This is a genomic window from Rhizobium sp. BK379, from assembly GCF_014193955.1.
Lineage (GTDB): Bacteria > Pseudomonadota > Alphaproteobacteria > Rhizobiales > Rhizobiaceae > Rhizobium.
In genome coordinates this window covers 2,143,669-2,160,809 of sequence record NZ_JACIAD010000001.1, presented here as the reverse complement: position 1 = coordinate 2,160,809, position 17,141 = coordinate 2,143,669, and the positions used below count along the sequence as shown (strand labels likewise).

General features: G+C 60.5%; 16 protein-coding genes. 14 read left to right on the top strand and 2 right to left on the bottom strand.

Going from position 1 to position 17,141, the window contains the following annotated elements; translation table 11 throughout:
- Positions 1-194 precede the first annotated feature (194 nt).
- The 7 genes from FHT93_RS10945 to FHT93_RS10915 all read left to right on the top strand — a co-directional run bounded on the left by FHT93_RS10945 (position 195) and on the right by FHT93_RS10915 (position 7,725).
- Complete coding sequence (locus FHT93_RS10945) at positions 195-1,835, top strand: ABC transporter substrate-binding protein (protein WP_112971305.1); 1,641 nt, start codon at positions 195-197, stop codon at positions 1,833-1,835.
- Positions 1,836-1,968: 133 nt separating this feature from the next.
- Complete coding sequence (locus FHT93_RS10940) at positions 1,969-2,925, top strand: ABC transporter permease (RefSeq protein ID WP_029616464.1); 957 nt, start codon at positions 1,969-1,971, stop codon at positions 2,923-2,925.
- A gap of 2 nt (positions 2,926-2,927) precedes the next feature.
- Positions 2,928-3,887, top strand: a complete 960-nt coding sequence (locus FHT93_RS10935) for an ABC transporter permease (RefSeq protein ID WP_112543864.1) — start codon at positions 2,928-2,930, stop codon at positions 3,885-3,887.
- Complete coding sequence (locus tag FHT93_RS10930; RefSeq protein ID WP_183847458.1) at positions 3,884-4,891, top strand: ABC transporter ATP-binding protein; 1,008 nt, start codon at positions 3,884-3,886, stop codon at positions 4,889-4,891. Before FHT93_RS10935 ends, FHT93_RS10930 begins: the two co-directional genes overlap by 4 nt.
- Positions 4,891-5,883 (top strand): oligopeptide/dipeptide ABC transporter ATP-binding protein, encoded by a 993-nt coding sequence (locus FHT93_RS10925; protein WP_018115142.1) that lies wholly within the window; start codon positions 4,891-4,893, stop codon positions 5,881-5,883. Before FHT93_RS10930 ends, FHT93_RS10925 begins: the two co-directional genes overlap by 1 nt.
- The gene (locus tag FHT93_RS10920) at positions 5,880-6,941 is read left to right on the top strand and encodes a four-carbon acid sugar kinase family protein (protein WP_183847456.1); all 1,062 of its coding nucleotides are present in this window, start codon (positions 5,880-5,882) and stop codon (positions 6,939-6,941) included. Before FHT93_RS10925 ends, FHT93_RS10920 begins: the two co-directional genes overlap by 4 nt.
- Before the next feature lie 25 nt (positions 6,942-6,966).
- Positions 6,967-7,725, top strand: a complete 759-nt coding sequence (locus FHT93_RS10915; protein ID WP_018115140.1) for a FadR/GntR family transcriptional regulator — start codon at positions 6,967-6,969, stop codon at positions 7,723-7,725.
- A gap of 32 nt (positions 7,726-7,757) precedes the next feature.
- On the opposite strand, the gene FHT93_RS10910 is transcribed toward FHT93_RS10915, so the two are convergent.
- A complete protein-coding gene (locus FHT93_RS10910) occupies positions 7,758-8,645 on the bottom strand; it encodes a LysR family transcriptional regulator (protein ID WP_113014844.1) in 888 nt (295 codons plus the stop codon).
- 77 nt (positions 8,646-8,722) lie between these two features.
- Between FHT93_RS10910 and FHT93_RS10905 the strand changes: the two genes are divergently transcribed.
- The 4 genes from FHT93_RS10905 (at position 8,723) to FHT93_RS10890 (ending at position 11,694) form a co-directional block, all read left to right on the top strand.
- A complete protein-coding gene (locus FHT93_RS10905) occupies positions 8,723-9,505 on the top strand; it encodes an MBL fold metallo-hydrolase (protein ID WP_112543868.1) in 783 nt (260 codons plus the stop codon).
- Between the two features lie 48 nt (positions 9,506-9,553).
- Positions 9,554-10,267 (top strand): SDR family oxidoreductase, encoded by a 714-nt coding sequence (locus FHT93_RS10900; protein WP_183847455.1) that lies wholly within the window; start codon positions 9,554-9,556, stop codon positions 10,265-10,267.
- Between the two features lie 59 nt (positions 10,268-10,326).
- The gene (locus FHT93_RS10895; protein WP_112543869.1) at positions 10,327-10,572 is read left to right on the top strand and encodes a 4-oxalocrotonate tautomerase family protein; all 246 of its coding nucleotides are present in this window, start codon (positions 10,327-10,329) and stop codon (positions 10,570-10,572) included.
- Between the two features lie 66 nt (positions 10,573-10,638).
- Positions 10,639-11,694 (top strand): nitronate monooxygenase family protein, encoded by a 1,056-nt coding sequence (locus FHT93_RS10890; protein WP_113014847.1) that lies wholly within the window; start codon positions 10,639-10,641, stop codon positions 11,692-11,694.
- A gap of 58 nt (positions 11,695-11,752) precedes the next feature.
- Here the strand turns inward: FHT93_RS10890 and FHT93_RS10885 are convergent, their stop codons facing one another.
- Positions 11,753-13,690 carry a mechanosensitive ion channel family protein gene (locus FHT93_RS10885; protein WP_183847453.1) on the bottom strand — a complete coding sequence of 646 codons (1,938 nt, stop codon included), beginning with the start codon at positions 13,688-13,690 and terminating at the stop codon, positions 11,753-11,755.
- A gap of 242 nt (positions 13,691-13,932) precedes the next feature.
- Here FHT93_RS10885 and FHT93_RS10880 point away from each other — a divergent pair, with 242 nt between their 5' ends.
- From FHT93_RS10880 to FHT93_RS10870, 3 genes are all read left to right on the top strand, one after another.
- The gene (locus FHT93_RS10880; RefSeq protein ID WP_018115133.1) at positions 13,933-14,232 is read left to right on the top strand and encodes a hypothetical protein; all 300 of its coding nucleotides are present in this window, start codon (positions 13,933-13,935) and stop codon (positions 14,230-14,232) included.
- 126 nt (positions 14,233-14,358) lie between these two features.
- Complete coding sequence (locus tag FHT93_RS10875) at positions 14,359-16,098, top strand: hypothetical protein (protein ID WP_183847451.1); 1,740 nt, start codon at positions 14,359-14,361, stop codon at positions 16,096-16,098.
- A gap of 254 nt (positions 16,099-16,352) precedes the next feature.
- Positions 16,353-17,135: a DUF481 domain-containing protein gene (locus tag FHT93_RS10870; RefSeq protein ID WP_018115131.1), complete on the top strand. Its 783-nt coding sequence runs from the start codon at positions 16,353-16,355 to the stop codon at positions 17,133-17,135.
- Positions 17,136-17,141: the final 6 nt, after the last annotated feature.

The following is a 17,141-nucleotide window of genomic DNA, read 5'->3' as shown; positions in this document are numbered from 1 at the left end:
TACAAATCTGAAAACTTCGAGAGCCGATCTTTATCATATTGATTTATATATATAAATAATTGACGTTGTCGCATTTAATCTTTCATTCGTTATTTTCCATTGACAGATTTACATTATCGCGCAAATGTCAGGGCCATATCGCGCAGCTTCGGGGAGGTCTTTCGAAAGGCGCGCTATTTGCCACGGAGGAGCAAATGACAATTGGTAACGACCAAAACTTTTCGCAGATTTCCCGTCGTAACGCGCTGAAGCTCGGGCTTGCGGCCGGCGTCGGCTTCTCGCTCTTTGGCGCGAGCGCCCGCATCGTCATGGCGCAGGACGGCCAGGTCTTGAAGGCCATCAATCCGGCCTTCGACCAGGATTGGTCGCCGCTGCGCGGCGGCGGCAGAACCTTCCGCTGGAACTCCTTCTGGTGGGCTTCGCCGATGTATTTCGACACGGAAGGCAAGATCCAGCCTTACGTCTTCACGAGCTGGGACTCGCCGGACAAGAAGGTCTGGACTTTCAAGATCGACCCGAAGGCCGTCTTCTCCGACGGCAGCAAGATTACCTCGGCCGATGTCAAGGGCTCGTGGCAGGTTTCCGCCATGCCCAATACGAAGAACCAGCGCGTCGATCAGGTTCTGAGCAAGGTCGCCGGTTATAAGGAAATGTCTGACGGCTCCGGCAATGAGCTGACCGGCGTTGCAACGCCTGACGAATCGACCGTTGTCTGCACGCTGACGGAAGCCGATCCGATCTTCTTCATGCGTCTCGCCAACCATATCGTTCCGATCACCAAGGCTGAGCAGTCGCGCGGTAGCGACGGCGAGGAAGTAGCTGATTGGTACAAGCCAGACAGCAAGGCCGTCTATTCCGGCCCATTCAAGCTGACGGCAATCGATATCGATGCCGGCACACTCACCTTCGAGCCGAACGAGAAGTTCTTCGGCCCGAAGCCGAAGCTCGCCCGCATTGAGATCAGCTCGATCGAAGACAATGTCACCGCGACCTCGCTGATCAAATCGGGCGAATATAATGCTCATACCGAGCTCGTCACATCGACGATCATCCAGGATCTCGGCCCGGAATTTTCCGCAGGCCCGCTGATCCCGACCAGCCAGCATTTCTGGTTCAACACGTCGCGCGCGCCAATGGATGACCCCAAGGTTCGCCAGGCGCTGATCATGGCGGTCGATCGCGATGGTCTGTTCAAGGCGTCCTATCCGGATGGTCCGCACAAGAAGGCCGACCAGATCCTGAACTCGGTTCCGGGAGCGGACAATTCCGGCTTCGAACCCTATCCGTATGATCCGGCAGCGGCCAAGAAGCTGCTGGCTGAATCGAGCTATGGTGGTCCGGAGCGTCTTCCCAAGCTGTTGTTCGTCGGCATTTCCGGCCCGGCGATCCAGGCGGCCGCCCAGTTCATCGCCGAGCAGTGGCGCCAGAACCTCGGCATCACCGCAGTCGATATGAAGCCGCAGCAGGACTCCTATGCCGGTCCGGACCAGAACGCGGTGCAGATCTTCCGTGACGACGTCGGCACACGTGTTCCAGATGCCGTCTCCTATCTTGCAGGCTCCATCGCGTCCTCGTCTTCGAATGCCCAGAACAAGCTCGGCGGATACAAGAACGCCAAGGTGGATAGCCTGCTTGCCGAAGCGGCGACCAAGGCTGCCGACGACCCGGATCGCGTGAAGCTGGCACAGGAAGCCCAGAAGGTGTTCCGCGACGACTGGGCCTTCCTTCCATGGTATTCTCAGGCGATGTCGCGCTGGGCAACCAAGGAAGTCAAGGCCATGGAAAAGAACCTCGACTGGCAGGTCGTGGCTCCCTGGGACGTTTCCATCGGCTGAGGCCGATAGCAGGGCCGCATGATGCGGCCAAAGCAGCGGCGCGAAGGCCGAAAGGTCTTCGCGCCACGTTTCAAGAAGAACCGGCGGCTGCGGCCTCCCGCGGGAATGCGCCGGGCAAGAATGGGAGGTGGCCTTGCTACGCTACGTGCTCACGCGATTTGCCATCTGGATTCCGTCCGTCCTGGTCGTGATGATGGCCGTCTACGCGATGGCCTTCTATGGTGCGGGCGATCCGATCAAGCTGATCTTCCTGCGCGCGCCTGGTGACGTCGCCTATAACCCGCAGCGTATCGAGGCGATCCGCGAAAGTGCAGGTCTCAACAAGCCTTTCATCGAGCAGTTCGGTCTTTACATCTGGAATCTCCTGCACGGCCAGTTCGGCAATTCGCTGAGCTCGGGTCGTTCGGTGTGGGCCATGGTCTCTGCCGCCGCGCCCGTCTCTTTCCAGCTCGCTCTCTGTTCCATCATCCTGACGGCGGTCGTTGCGATCCCGCTCGGGATGATCGCCGCTCTGAACCAGAACAACCGTGTCGACTACACAATCCTCGGTACGGCGCTTTTCCTCTGGGCGATCCCGGCCTATGTCGCCGGTCCGCTTTTGATGGTGGCGCTTATCGTGCTTCTACCGATGATCAAGGTGCCCTATGGCTGGGGTGGCATCTTCGATGTGCGCATCTTCCTGCCGCTCATCGTTTTGTCCTTCCAGCCGGTCGCGCTCATCGTGCGCCAGACGCGCGCCGCCGTCATTGAAGTGCTGTCCGAAGATTTCGTTCGCACGGCTCGCGCGAAGGGCGTGCCGGAAATCGTCGTCGCGCTGAAGCATATCCTGCGTCCGGTGCTGACACCTGTCGTGACACAGCTCGGTCTCATCATGATCACGATCGTCAATGGGGCCATCTTCGTAGAGCTCGTCTTCGGCCTGCCGGGTCTCGGCCGGTTGACCGTGCAGGCGCTCACCAACTCCGATTATCCCGTCATTCTCGCGATTACCCTGATCGGATCCTTCCTCGTCATGGCGTCGAACCTGCTGGTCGATGTGCTCTACCCGCTGCTCGATCCGCGCGCCAATGATTCCAGAAGGAGCCGCTGACCATGTCCGCCATTCCTCTTTCAACGATCGACACGGCCGAGGAACCGCCCGTCAATCTGTGGCGTGATGCCTGGCATCGCCTGAAGCGCAACAAGCTTGCGATCTTCGGCCTGATCGTGATCGTAATCCTTGCCTTCGCGGCGATCTTCGGTCCGTCTCTGACGCCCTATGACTATCTCAGCCAGGATCTCGCTTCGCGCAACGCGCCGCCGTCACTGGCGCATTTCTTCGGCACCGACGATCTCGGCCGCGACGTCTTCAGCCGTATCGTCTTCGGCACGCGCACGGCGTTCCTCGTTGCCGTCATCGTCACCTTTATCGCTGTCGTGATCGGGCTTTTGCTTGGCGCCATCGCTGGCTTCTTCGGCAATCCCTTCGACCGGGTCATCATGTGGCTGACAGATGTGACGATGTCGGTGCCGAACCTGCTTCTCGTCGTCGTCATCAATGCATCGCTGAAGACGCCGATCACCCGGTGGATGGAGGCGCAGTATCTTGCGACCCTCAATCCCTTCTATCGCCAGACGGTCTGGGTGGATTTCATCCTGGTCTTCGGTTCGATGGCACTCATCTCCTGGCCGCCCTATGCGCGCCTCGTGCGCGCCCAGGTCCTGTCGATCCGTAACCGTCCTTACGTCATGGCGGCCCAGGCGCTTGGCCTTTCCAACTGGATCGTCATCCTCCGCTACATCGTGCCGAATGCGCTCGGTCCGCTGATCGTTTCCGTCAGCGCCGGCCTCGGCACGGCCATGGTGCTGGAAAGCGCCTTCAGCTTCCTCGGTGTTGGCGTCAATCCGCCGACCCCCAGCTGGGGCAACATGATTTCGGACGGCCTGCGCGTCTGGCAGCATTATCCGCATCTCCTCGCCGCTCCGGCGGCCGTGCTCGGTCTTGCCTCGGTGGCCTTCAGCTTCCTCGGCGACGGCCTCAACGACGCACTCAATCCGCGGGGCAGCAAATGATGAATGCAACAAGCAACGAACGCCTGCTGGACGTGAAGGATCTCACCATCGAGATCGATACGCGCCGTGGCCCGGCCGTCGTGGTTGACGGCATCGACCTCTACGTCAACAAGGGCGAAACGCTCGGCGTCGTCGGTGAATCCGGCTGCGGCAAGAGCCTGACGATGCTGAGCCTGATGCGGCTCCTGCCCAACAAGATCAAGGTGACGAAGGGAACGGCGACGTTCGACGGGCGCGACCTGCAGAAGATGTCGAACAGCGAGTTGCGCAAGGTGCGCGGCGGCGATGTCGGCTTCGTCTTCCAGGATCCGATGACTTCGCTCAATCCGGTCATGCGCATCGGCGACCAGATCTGCGAGCCGCTGATCTATCATCGCAAGATGTCGAAGAAAGAGGCACAGGCTCGCGCCGTCGAGCTTCTGCGCCTCGTCGGCATTCCCGGCCCGGAAGAACGACTGATGGCCTATCCGCACGAGCTTTCGGGCGGCATGCGCCAGCGTGTGATGATCGCGATCGGCCTTGCCTGCAATCCGAAGCTTCTGATCGCCGACGAGCCGACCACCGCGCTCGACGTGACGATCCAGGCCCAGATCGTCGATCTGGTGAAGGATCTGCGCGCCAAGCTCGGCATGTCCGTCGTCTGGATCACCCACGACCTCGCGCTGATCGCGGGCCTCGTCGATCGCGTCGCCGTGCTCTATGCCGGCACGGTCGTGGAAGATGCGCCGGTGGACGAGCTTTATGCTCGTCCGAGCCACCCTTATACGCGTGGCCTGCTGTCCTCGATCCCGAAGCTTTCGGATGCGCCGGCAAGCCGGCTCTCCTCGATCGGCGGCACGCCGCCGGAGCCTGGCCGTCGTCCGAAGGGTTGCCCCTTTGCGCCGCGCTGCCCGCTGGCCGAAGCCGTCTGTCATGAACGCGTGCCGCGTCTTGAGCCGATTGCCGGCAACAAAGCGCACCGCGCCGCCTGTTTCGTCGTCCAGAAAATGCAGGAGGCTGCGTGATGGGTGCTCAACCGCTCCTGAAGGTCGAAAACCTCGTCAAGCATTTTCACGTCAAGCTCGGCGCTTTCGGTGAGCGTTCGGCGACCGTCTATGCGCTCGACAATGTCAATCTCGAGATCATGGAAGGCGAGACGCTGAGCCTCGTCGGCGAATCCGGCTGCGGCAAATCGACGACCGGCTTCACCATCCTCAATCTTTACAAGGCGACGAGCGGCAAGGTGGTCTACAAGGGCCAGGATATCGCCACGCTCGATGAAAAGCAGATGCGGCCCTTCCGCCGCGACCTGCAGATCGTCTTCCAGGATCCGTATTCGACGCTCAATCCGCGCATGACGGTCGGCGAGGCGATCGGCGAGCCGATCCTGTTCCACAAGCTTGCCACCAAGGCGGAACTGAAGGACAAGGTCGCAGCCCTGCTGACCGATGTCGGCCTGCCGACGCGTTTTGCCCAGCGTTACCCGCACGAGCTCTCGGGCGGCCAGCGCCAGCGTGTCGTCATTGCGCGTGCGCTTGCCTGCCAGCCGAAATTCATCGTCTGCGACGAGGCGATCTCGGCGCTCGACGTGTCGATCCAGGCGCAGATCATCAACCTGCTGCTTGATCTGCAGGAAAAATATGGCCTGACCTATCTCTTCATTGCCCATGACCTGGCCGTCGTGCGCCACATCAGCACGCGCGTCGGCGTCATGTATCTCGGTCGGCTGGCCGAGCTCGCAACGCGCGAAGAACTCTTCGACAATCCGCTGCATCCCTATACGAAGGCGCTGCTTTCGGCCGTGCCGGAAACCGATCCTGAGCTGGAGCGCAGCCGCAAGCGCCAGATCCTGCAGGGCGATGTGCCGAGCCCGCTGAACCCGCCGACCGGCTGCCGTTTCCACACGCGCTGCCCGATCGCGATGGAGGTTTGCAGCAAGGTCATTCCGGAATGGAAGGAAGCAAAGCCCGGCCATCTCGTCGCCTGCCATGCCGTCAATCCGGGGCAGACTTCATGACGCTGAAAGTCGCCATCATTGCCGACGACCTGACCGGCTCGCTCGATACCGGGACGCCCTTCGTGGAGGCTGGGCTGTCGGTTGCCGTGGCCATCGATGTCGAAGCTGTCGGCAAGGCACTTGAAACCGGCGCCGAAGTCGTTGTCGTCAATACCGCTTCGCGCGGATTGCCGGAAACTGAAGCGTCCGCGCGCGTACGAGCCGTTGCCGAGATCCTGCGCGCTGCCGGATCGGCCGTCTTCATGAAGAAGATCGATTCGCGGCTGAAGGGCAATGTCGCGGTCGAAAGCATCGCGCTCGCCGATGTGCTTGGTCTCGAGACAATCCTCATGGCGCCCGCCATTCCCGATCAGGAGCGGATCACCTACCGTGGCTGCGTGGTCGGGCGCGGTGTGGACCATCCATTGCCGATAGCCGCGCTCTTTGCCGGATCTGGCCGTGACGTCATGGTTGCCGATGCCGAAGACGATGCGGATCTCGACATTGTGGTCGCAGAGAATGACTGGCGTTTCACCCTTGCCGTCGGGGCTCGTGGTCTGGGTTCGGCGCTCGCGCGCCGGCTCGGCGGACCTGCACGGCTAACGCCGGAATTTCTCGCGGCGCGAAAGACGCTTTTCGCCTTCGGGTCCCGCGATCCGATCACAGCTGCGCAGATGGATCGTCTCGAAGCGTCGGGCGCTCTGCGCGTCGTCGTCGATGCGCCAATGGGCGTGGTCGAAAGCGGCGAGGGTCTGGCGCTGCCGGCGCTGATGCGCTGCACGGGCGAAATGAAGACCGAGGCCGCGCTCGTTGCCGCTCGCTTTGCGCAGGGAGTGAAATCGGTCATAGATGATACAAATCCGAACATGATCATGGTGGGCGGCGGCGATACCGCGCTTGCCGTTTTCCGCGAACTGGGCGTTTCGGTTCTGTTGCCTAAGGGTGAAATCGAGGCGGGCATTCCGTGGTTCGATGTGACCGGCGCCGACGGGCGGCAATTTCGTTGCGCGGTCAAGTCGGGGGGCTTCGGCAATTCCGATAGTTTGCTAAGACTGATCGTTCGGAATCAGGCGGCTTGAGCGAATGCCAGCAGGGAGAATGAGAGTGGATGAAGCGAATGGCGGATCGGTGAATCCGGAAGCGGCGCCTGCAGCCCGGCCGGGCAGGGCCGTGAAGCTGGTCGACCGTGTCTTCGATCAGCTGATGGAGCGGATCCGCGCCGGCAACTATCCGCCGGATTCACGCCTTCCAGGTGAACATGAGCTGGCCTCGCTGCTTGGCGTTTCACGCCCTATCGTGCGCGATGCACTGGCGCGTCTGCGGGAGCAAGGAATCGTCTATGCAAGGCAGGGGGCCGGCACTTTCGTCAGTGCACATGGTTCGCCAACCGCGCAGCTTGCCTATTCACCGGTCAAGACGATTGCCGATATCCAACGCTGCTACGAATTCCGCCTGACGATCGAACCGGCTGCCGCCTATTTTGCCGCCAAGCGCCGCGACGATGCCGCGATCCAGAAGATCGCCGCAGCCCTTGCCGATCTGCGCGAAGCGACGAGCCATCAGCTGCACCGGGTGGATGCGGATTTCGTCTTTCACCGCGCCGTCACCGAGGCAGCCAACAATCACTATTACACTGCCTCCATGGATGCGCTGAAAGCGCATATCGCCGTTGGCATGCATCTGCACGGACTTTCGTTGCTCGGCCCGCGGCCCGGCCTTGAGCAGGTGTATCAGGAGCATAACGAAATCTACAAAGCGATCGCCGAGGGCAGGGCAGAGAATGCCCGTGACCTGATGCGCGCTCACCTGGAAGGTTCACGCGACCGTCTGTTCGAAGGACGCGTGCTCGACCTGTCCTTCTGAGGAAGGCGGCTTAGGGAGGTGGACTCGAGGCCTCATTCCTCGAATAAAACCCGTTCCGTCGCGAATATCTTGGTGATGTATTCGGCAACGGTCCGGATCGGCAAATCCTTGCGCTGCTGGCGTCGGGTGAGAAGCCATGCCTCCCGCGGCGGCGGGACGAGCTCAAGCGAGCAGGCATAGAGGTTTTTTTCGCTGCGACCGATGTAATGCGGCAGGAGTGCCAGACCTGCGCCTGATCTGGCAGCCATCGCCTGGGAAACCTGATTGTTGGCGCGGAAAGACACGCGCGCATGCGGGAACTGGCGGGCCAGCCAGATCGCCTCGGGCACATAGCCGTTCACCTCATCAAATCCGACGAAGACGGGTTCCGCACCGCTTTCGACCTGTCGGCAAACCTCCTGCGTTCCGTAAAATCCGTATCCGATCGTCGCGAGCTGCTTGGCAATGAGATCGCCGTCCTGCGGTTTTGTCAGGCGTATGGCGATGTCGGCCTCGTGGCGTTCAAGGCTTATGGTGCGCAGGTCAGTTGCAAGGTCGATGTCGAGGCCTGGATATTGTTTGGTGATTTCCGCCAGACGGGGAATCAGGAAGCCCTGTGAGAGTGCGGGCGATGCGTTGATGCGCACCAGGCCTTTCGGCGTGTCATCCTTCCAGCCCCGTCCAAGCGTCTGGACAGAGGCTTCCATATCGCTTGCTGCCGTCAATGCGCGGGTTCCCGCGGGTGTAAGCACATAGCCGTCCGGGCGGCGCTCGACCAGTTTTTCGCCGAGAGTTTCCTCCAGAGAATGCAGCCGGCGGGCAATCGTTGCGTGGTTGACGCGCAAGGTGCGGGCGGCGGCAGACAGGCTGCCGTGCCGCCCCAGCGCCAGAAAAACTCGGATGTCCTGCCAGTCCGGCTCTGTGCGTTTTTTATCAGCCATTGGCAAAGAATAGCGAATTTTTCGCAGAAGGGAATGGGACTAAATAGAGGCGACCTCGAAACAGAAAGGTTGCCGACATGACCTCCTCCAGTCTCACACTTACGCTGATCGGCGGGCCAACCGTGCTGATAGAATACGGTAACCTTCGGCTTCTCACCGATCCAACCTTCGACCCGCCGGGCCTCTACAAGGAAGCGCCTGTCCGCTTCGAAAAGACGTCTGGCCCGGCCTTGTCAATCGAAGAGATCGGCAGGCTCGACGCAGTTCTTTTGAGCCACGATCAGCATTTCGACAATCTCGACAATGCCGGCCGGGCAATGCTTCCTGGCGTTGGCACCACCTTCACGACGAAGGCTGGAGCAGAGCGGTTGGGCGGCAATGCCCTAGGTCTCGCTCCCTTCGAAACCGTCGCGCTGGAAGGCGCCGGTGGTGAGAAGCTGCTGGTTACGGCAACGCCCGCTCGCCACGGCCCCGTTGGTATCGAGCCAATTTCCGGCGATGTCGTGGGCTTCGCACTCGGCCGCGAAAAGCCGGGCGACCTCCTCTACGTGACCGGTGATACGGTCTGGTACGAGGGCACGGCCGAGGTCGCGCGGCTCTTTTCTCCCAAAGTCGTGCTGCTGTTTACGGGGGCTGCCGAGCCCCGTGGCCGCTTCCACGTGACGATGGGCAGCGAAGATGCTCTGGAGGCAGCGCACGCCTTCCCGAACGCTCTCCTCTTATCCGCGCATAACGAAGGCTGGGTGCACTTCCGCGAAACTCAGGATCAGCTCGCGCACACTTTCTCGGTTTTCAAACTCAAAGATCGCCTGCAGCTCTTCGAAAAAGGCAAGCCGCTCGCCGTCGACCTGACGGCCTGATCACCTCTCAAACATGGCGCAAAGCGTCATCTTCCAAGGAGACATACCATGAGCAATGAACAGAAAGTCGCAATCGTTACCGGTGCCTCGCAGGGTATCGGCGCAGGCATCGTCGAAGCCTATCGCAAGGAAGGCTATGTCGTCGTTGCCAACTCCCGCAATATCCAGCCGTCGTCGGATGCAGGTGTCATCGCAGTACCCGGCAGCATCGGCGAGCGTGGTGTCGCCGAACAGGTCGTGAAGACGGCCGTCGAGCGTTTTGGTCGCGTCGATACGCTGATCAACAATGCCGGCATCTTCATCGGTAAGCCGTTTACCGATTATACCGTCGAAGATTTCAACAATGTCATCAACGTCAACGTTGCCGGCTTCTTCCATGTCACGCAATTTGCCATTGCCGAGATGCTGAAGCGAGGCCATGGTCACATCGTTCAGATCACGACAGCCCTTGTGGATCAGCCGATTGCCGATGTTCCGACGGGCCTTGCGACCCTGACCAAGGGGGGGCTTGACGCTGTCACGCGCGGGCTTGCCATCGAATATGCCAAGAACGGCATTCGCGTGAATGCAGTGGCGCCCGGCATCATCAGGACGCCGATGCATGCGCCGGAAACGCATGCTTTCCTCAGCGCCCTGCATCCTGTGGGCCGCCTGGGTGAGGTGAGCGAAGTTGCCGATGCCGTGCTCTATCTGGAGCGTGCCGGCTTCGTCACCGGCGAAACGCTGAATGTCGATGGCGGCCAGCACGCTGGTCGCTGGTAAACCGAGAGAGTGGCCAACGGACGGGGCGCTCATTGCCCCGTCCTTCAAGGAGAACGACAATGCCCTATGTGAATATCAAAGTGACGCGTGAAGGCACGGCTCCGGGTGCAAACAGCACGACGCCGGAGCAGAAGGCAGCCTTGATCAAGGGTGTCAGCGATCTGCTCTTCGACATCATGGGCAAGCCGCATGACAGCACCTTCGTCGTCATCGATGAGGTGGAGATGGAAAGCTGGGGTGTGGGTGGGCTGCCCGTACCTGAATATCGCAAGCAGCTTGCGGAAAAAGCAGCTAAGCAGAAATAGTGTCGTGGCGGCCCGCAAGGTCGCCACTCGCTTTATTATCAAGCGCAAGGCATGGAGCATCGTCTCATGGGCAACTGGCAGGACAATCGTATCATCGACCTCTTCGGAATCGAGCTTCCCATCATTCAGGCGCCGATGGCGGGGGCCACCACACCCGAAATGGTGATTGCGGCCAGTGAGGCGGGCGGTCTCGGATCCCTCCCTGCTGCGCTACTGACGATCGAACAGACGAAAGCGGCGCTCGACCAGATACGCTCGGCGACATCAAAGCCGATCAACGTGAATTTCTTCGCACATGCCAATCCGGCAACAGATCCCGTTGCCCAGATGAAATGGCGCAGTGTGCTTGCTCCCTATTATGTCGAGCTGGGGCTCGATCCTGCTGCGCCGGTTCCGGCGGCAGGGCGGGCGCCGTTCGACAACGACTATTGCGCGCTTGTCGAAAGCTATCGGCCCGAGGTCGTCAGCTTCCATTTCGGCCTGCCGGGGGCGGACCTGCTCGAACGCGTACGGCGCACGGGTGCGAAGATCATCGCTTCAGCGACGACAGTCGCGGAGGCGCGCTGGCTGGTGGAGCGAGGTGTCGATGCGGTCATCGCCATGGGGTTGGAAGCCGGCGGGCACCGCGGCAATTTTCTTGACGACGACATGATAACCCAAGTGGGCACGATGGCGCTCGTGCCGCAGATCGTCGATGCTGTTTCCGTGCCTGTCATCGCAGCAGGTGGCATCAGCGATCGCCGGGGTGTTCGTGCCGCTTTTGCACTTGGTGCGTCTGCCGTTCAGGTGGGGACTGCCTATCTCTTGACGCCGGAAGCAAAGGTCACGGCCTTTCACCGCGATGCGCTGAAATCGGCGCGAGACGACAATACTGCCCTGACCAATATCTTTACCGGTCGTCCCGCACGCGGCATCGTCAATCGCATCATGCGAGAGATCGGACCGCTGTCCGAGACTGCACCAGCATTTCCGACCGCCGGCGGCGCGCTTGCGCCGCTGAGGGCAGTGACCGAGAAGGAAGGCAGGTCGGATTTCAGCAATATGTGGGCTGGTCAGGCCGCAAGCCTTGCACGCGAAATGTCGAGCGCCAAGCTGACGCGGTATCTCGTTGAAGCCGACTAGGTCGGGCCGGCGACGGGAACAGCAGCCGTCCATCGGACGAGTATTCTGCCACGGAGCCTCAGCCCTCTGCGCCCGCGGCTTTCGCCTGCTGCTGGGCGGTTCGTAAGGTGGTTGCGGCGGCGGCAGCGCCATTCTTGTCCTCGCCGCCGACCTGCACCATCGGCTGGGCGAATTCGATGCCGTTGTTCTGGAAGGCCTCACGGATCATCGCATAGGCCTTGCGCCGGATATAAGTCTGCATGCCAGGCACCGTCGTCATCGCGAAGCTGAGGACGATGCCATAATCGCCGAATTCCTCGACGCCCTTCATCTTGAGCGGCTCGATGAAGAGCGGCCCCACCTCGGCATCTTCTTTCAGCTCGGCGCCGATCGCCTTGGTAATTTTCCGGGCCTTGTTGATGTCGGTGTTATAGGCGACTGAGATACGGAATTTGTCGATCACCCAGTCGCGGCTCATGTTTTCCACGGCACCAAGCTCCCCGAAGGGCACCGTGAAGACGGGGCCTCGGTGATGGCGCAGCCGTACCGAGCGCAGGCTGAAGCCTTCCACTGTTCCCTTGTAGTTTTTCGCCTGAATATATTCGCCGACGCGGAAGGCATCATCGAACATATAGAAGACGCCGCTGATGATATCCTTGACGAGGGTCTGCGATCCGAAGCCGATGGCAACGCCGAAAATGCCGGCGCCGGCTATGAGCGGCCCGATCTCCACGCCGAGCTGGGAGAGTACGATAAGGGCGGCCATGACGACGACCATGACGGCGAGCGCATTTCGGAAGATCGGCAGCAGCGTGCGGAACCGCGCGCGTTTGGCGGCGTCGGCAGGTGCGAGACCGGTGGAATCTCCCGAGGTCTTGATGGTGCGGTCAATCCAGCCTTTGGCAAGCTGCCAGAGAAGATCGGCGATCAGGAGCACGATGACACCTTTCAGCAATCCGGAGAGAATGGCTGATACCGTCGGGTTCTGCTGTGCGATGGAACTGGGGTTGAAGCGCCAGACGAGCGCCAGCCAGCCCACGGCGAGCGCGGTGACAATTGCGCGGCTGCCGCGCACAAGCAATATGCTCTTAGGGCTTTCCGGCGGGGCCGTCGTCAGCGTTGCCGCGGCCCGGCCTGTGGCCCGCAACAGATCCGGCAGAACAAGGGCGTAGACGCCAATCCAGAAAAGGCCCTGCAGCGCCAGGCACCAGAGCCCCCACAGGAGGACCAGGAAAACGGTCAAGCCGGCCTTTATGGCGAGGGGGTGGCTTAATGCCGACCAGACAGTTTCAATGGCGAGTACCAGCAAAAGGATGGAGAAGCAGTAGGCGATCGCCTCGGTGACAGCGGGATCGATACCAAGCGGTCCTCCAAGTGTTGCAGTTGCCGCGGCGAACAAGGCGATGCCGAGAAAGATCTTCGCACGGATGGCGAGCGCGGGGCGGTCGCTTTCCACGAGACCGATCAGCACTGCACCGACGCGATAGACGATGAAGGCAACCAGGTAGGCAAGCAGCACGAGCCGGGCGAGCGGCGGCCATTCAACGGCGAAGAATATGATTGCCACGACCACGGTGAAAACCGCCACCGGGACAAGCCGGGCGATCGGGCCGATCGATGCAGGCCGGACGCGCCTGTAGAGCCATTCGGCTGCCCCGCCGATGGCGACCAAACCGGCAAAGATCAGGAAGATCGGTGCATAGCCGTGCGAGATGGCGTCGTGGCGCGCACGGGCAGCGCCCTGATACATTTCAGAGGGGATGCGCGGAACTGCAGCAAGGATGCCGTCGATGCGCGCGCGGGCCTGTGCCTCCCAAGTCGCAAAACCCGATGGCTGAGCGGCTGCGGCTGTCGCGTCCTGTTCCTTCTTGCGATTTTCCAGCCAGGCCTGGATTTCGGGATCCTGCAGCAAACCTATCAACTGGTCGATCTTCTGCTGGGGCGGCGGTGGCGTGGTCTGCGCCGCTACCGAAGTCCCGATGAGGAAAGCCAGAAAAAATACCGCCAGCCTGATCATTTGCCATGTCTCCCGGCGGAGCCGCCGGCCGCAGAAAAGCTCGTTACCGATCTGTTCATGCACGGCTCCTTCCATACTGGAAGAATGCGCACAGCCGACGCGTTTATGGGAGTACTTTACTGTAAACTCTGGCGTAAAGGCGGGGAAAAGGCGTAAATGGCGGCGGATTTACGGTAACGTACTTCCATCTTGCACCTGTCACTTCATAGTCGAGCTGGGTGAGCAGGAGGCACGGATCTCCAATGGACAAGGAAGGAGGCATCAAGCGGAACGCTACGGAAACCGCACAGCGCGGGCTGTGGCGGCTTATGCTGAAATTACCCGCGATGCGGGGTCGGTTGCAGCTTCTCGCATCGAAATCCCGCTCGCTCAACGATCTCTTCGAGGCTTATGAGGAAGCGAGCCTCACCTTGGAACGCCTCATGCGGCAGCAGGGAGAGGAACACTGTCCGATGGTGGTCGAGTACGAGACCATCTGTGCCGAAATCGAATCCGACATCATCCAATACGTGCTGGAACACCGCCCAAATGTGCCGGATTGAGGTGTAAACTCCCGTTAAAATCGATCGCCTGCTGGTTTTGTTAGCATTTTCGGTTGCAACCGGCCACCGTCTCGGCGATAAACATCTCTGTTCTACTTTAGCCTAATCAGCGCATACGGGGCGGTCATGGGTGCTGAAGTACACTACGCAAGGGCATCCGAAGTATCGTTGTCAGAGGCCAGGGCGGAACTCGAACGAATTCTGTCCGACCCTAGATTCCATGCTACGGAACGGCAACGGGCCATCCTCAGCTATCTTGCGGAAAGGCGTTTTGCCGGCTGCGAGGAGGGCGTGAAGGCCTATTCCATCGCTCTGGATGTTCTCGGGCGAGCGAGCAATTTCGATGCTTCGAACGATCCAATCGTGCGCATTGAGGTCAGCCGGCTGCGCTCGTCGGTCGAGAACTATTACGAAGCCTTCGGTGCCGAGCGGGATGTGACAATCCATATCCCCAAGGGGACGTATGTGACGCTTTTCCCCCGGTCACACCTGTCTTACGAACATGAAGAGGATGAGCTGGCGCTGGAAGGTGATTTGCCTGAGATGCCGGATGATGTTCCGGTTTCCGAAGTTGCCGAGAGCATTGTTACCGCTCCACCCTCCGGGCGACCATTGGCGATGCATGCGGGTGTAGCGCTGCTGCTCTGCGCCGCGATTGCCGCAGGCGTTGTCGTCTACGCATCGAAGCCGCCTCTCACGGTTCGTCCGTCGGTCACTCTTTCCATGGATGCCGTCGACACCAGGTTGCAGGGCGAAGCCAGCCAGACGCGCGACATGCTGTTGACGGCGCTGACGCAATTCCAGACGCTGACGGTTGCAAAGTCCGGTTATGCGGATGTGCGTACCCAAAAAGTGGTCGGAATGACCTATGAAATCGACATGAAATATTATGGCGACGGCGATATCAGGAGCGTCTGGTGGCAGATCGTTGACCGTCGCTCTGGTGACCTCCTGAAATCGGGGCTCGAAACGATCGCCATCGACGGCAAGAGCCCTGCCGCTGCCCGCCAGGAAATTGTCGATGTTCTTGCTCGCCGCTTTGCTGCGACGCGGGGGGCGATCAACAATATCGAAACGCATGCCAGCAGCGCGGAGTCGATCGGAAACGCTTGTGTTCTGCGCGCTGAATACCAACTCGATGACGGCAGCTCGAACGATATGGCGGCGGTGCGCTCCTGCCTGGAACGGACGCTTGCGGCCGATCCGAGCAATTCCGATGCAAATGCGCTTCTTGCTCGCGTTCTCATCGCGCCGGAGGTTGCTGCCGGAGATGCCACGGTGCGTGCGCGCGCTCTCGGTTTGGCAAACCGCGCGGTTTCGATCGCTCCCATGTCGGATCGCGCCCATGTGGCGCTGATGATGGCGCAATTCGCCGATGGGCGGATCGATGCCGCATTGCAGGCAGGAAACCGGGCGATTTCGCTCAATCCGAGCAATCCCGATGCGGTGGCGAAGTTTGCCTCTGTGCTGTTTTCGGTCGGCTACTTCGATGCCGGCGTCTCCATGGCGCAGGATGCGGCACGGGCTGTCGATATCGTGCCGCGCGATGCCATGCTCGTTCTTGCGCTGGATGCCTATCGCCGAGGGGATTGGTCGGAGGCGTCACTGCTTGCCGAACAAGTGAACTGCACTGATTTTGTCGTGCGCGCTTTGCGCGCCGCAGCACTCGGCCAGCTCGGTTCGGATCAGGCGAAAGAACGGCTTGCCGATGTTAGGGGCAGCGATCCTGATTTCGAACGAACCCTGCGGCGGAAGCTGGAGGCGAGACGCTTCCAGCCGCTGCTTTCGGCAGAGATTGAGGAAGGGCTCGCCAAGGCTGGAGCAGTGTTTGCGCTCAATGACGTTACCGGAGCCGTGAGCCGATAGATGGGACCAGATGCTCGCGTCCGCTGGCTGCAAAGCTCATCTGAAAGCCAGTCCGCCGGTGCTATGGGAAAACTGCAAGCGCCTCTCCTGTCGGCTTCCATGGCAAGGGCGACACAAGATTCCAAAGACGATAGGCCTGTTTACGGCGGCGTTTACGGTGCGGTTTACCGTAACGTACTTACGCCGGAAGCTGGAGATGTATCCTATCGACACAGGGGCAAAGTTCATTTCGTGGGTCAGCAGAGGGATATTGGATGCGAACCACCGTACTATTGCTTTCCGCGGCCATTCTGGCTGCACCCGTAGTCGTGCAGGCTGCGGATATTGCTCCTGTTCTGGCACCCCAGCCGCAGCCTGCCGAGCCGGATAAATGGACTTTTTCAGTATCGCCCTATTTCTGGGTAGCCGGCATTACCGGCGATACCGCCGTCTTCGGCCTTCCCGAAGTTCATACCAACGAAAGTTTCAGCGACATTCTGTCGGATCTCGATTTTGCTTTTATGGCCGCCGGCGAAGCGCGCTACGATCGTTTCAGCGTCGTTACCGATATCGCCTATGTCCGCGTGACCACGGATTCCGCCACACCGCGCGGTATATTGGCCGATGAGGTCGACCTGAAAGAGGAAACGTTCACGGCGATGATCGGTGCAGGCTACGCGGTGATTGACGATCCCCGTGGTCGCCTCGATGTCATCGGCGGCGTGAAGATCTGGTACACTGAAACGACGATTTCCTTTTCCGGCGGGCCGCTGGATGGCGTGTCGGGCACCGATGAGGCCACCTGGGTCGATGCCATGGCAGGATTGCGCGGCGTCTATTCGATTACGCCTTCAGTCTATCTGACAGGGTGGGGTTTGATCGGTGCCGGTGGCGCCGATCTGGACTGGGATGTGATGGCGGGTATCGGCTACAAATGGAATGACTCCATTTCGGCAATGGCCGGCTATCGCGCTCTTGGCGTGAACTACAGTGACGACACCCTGACCAGCGACATCGTCGAGCACGGCCCGATCCTTGGCGTCGTCTTCCATTTCTGAGATCGG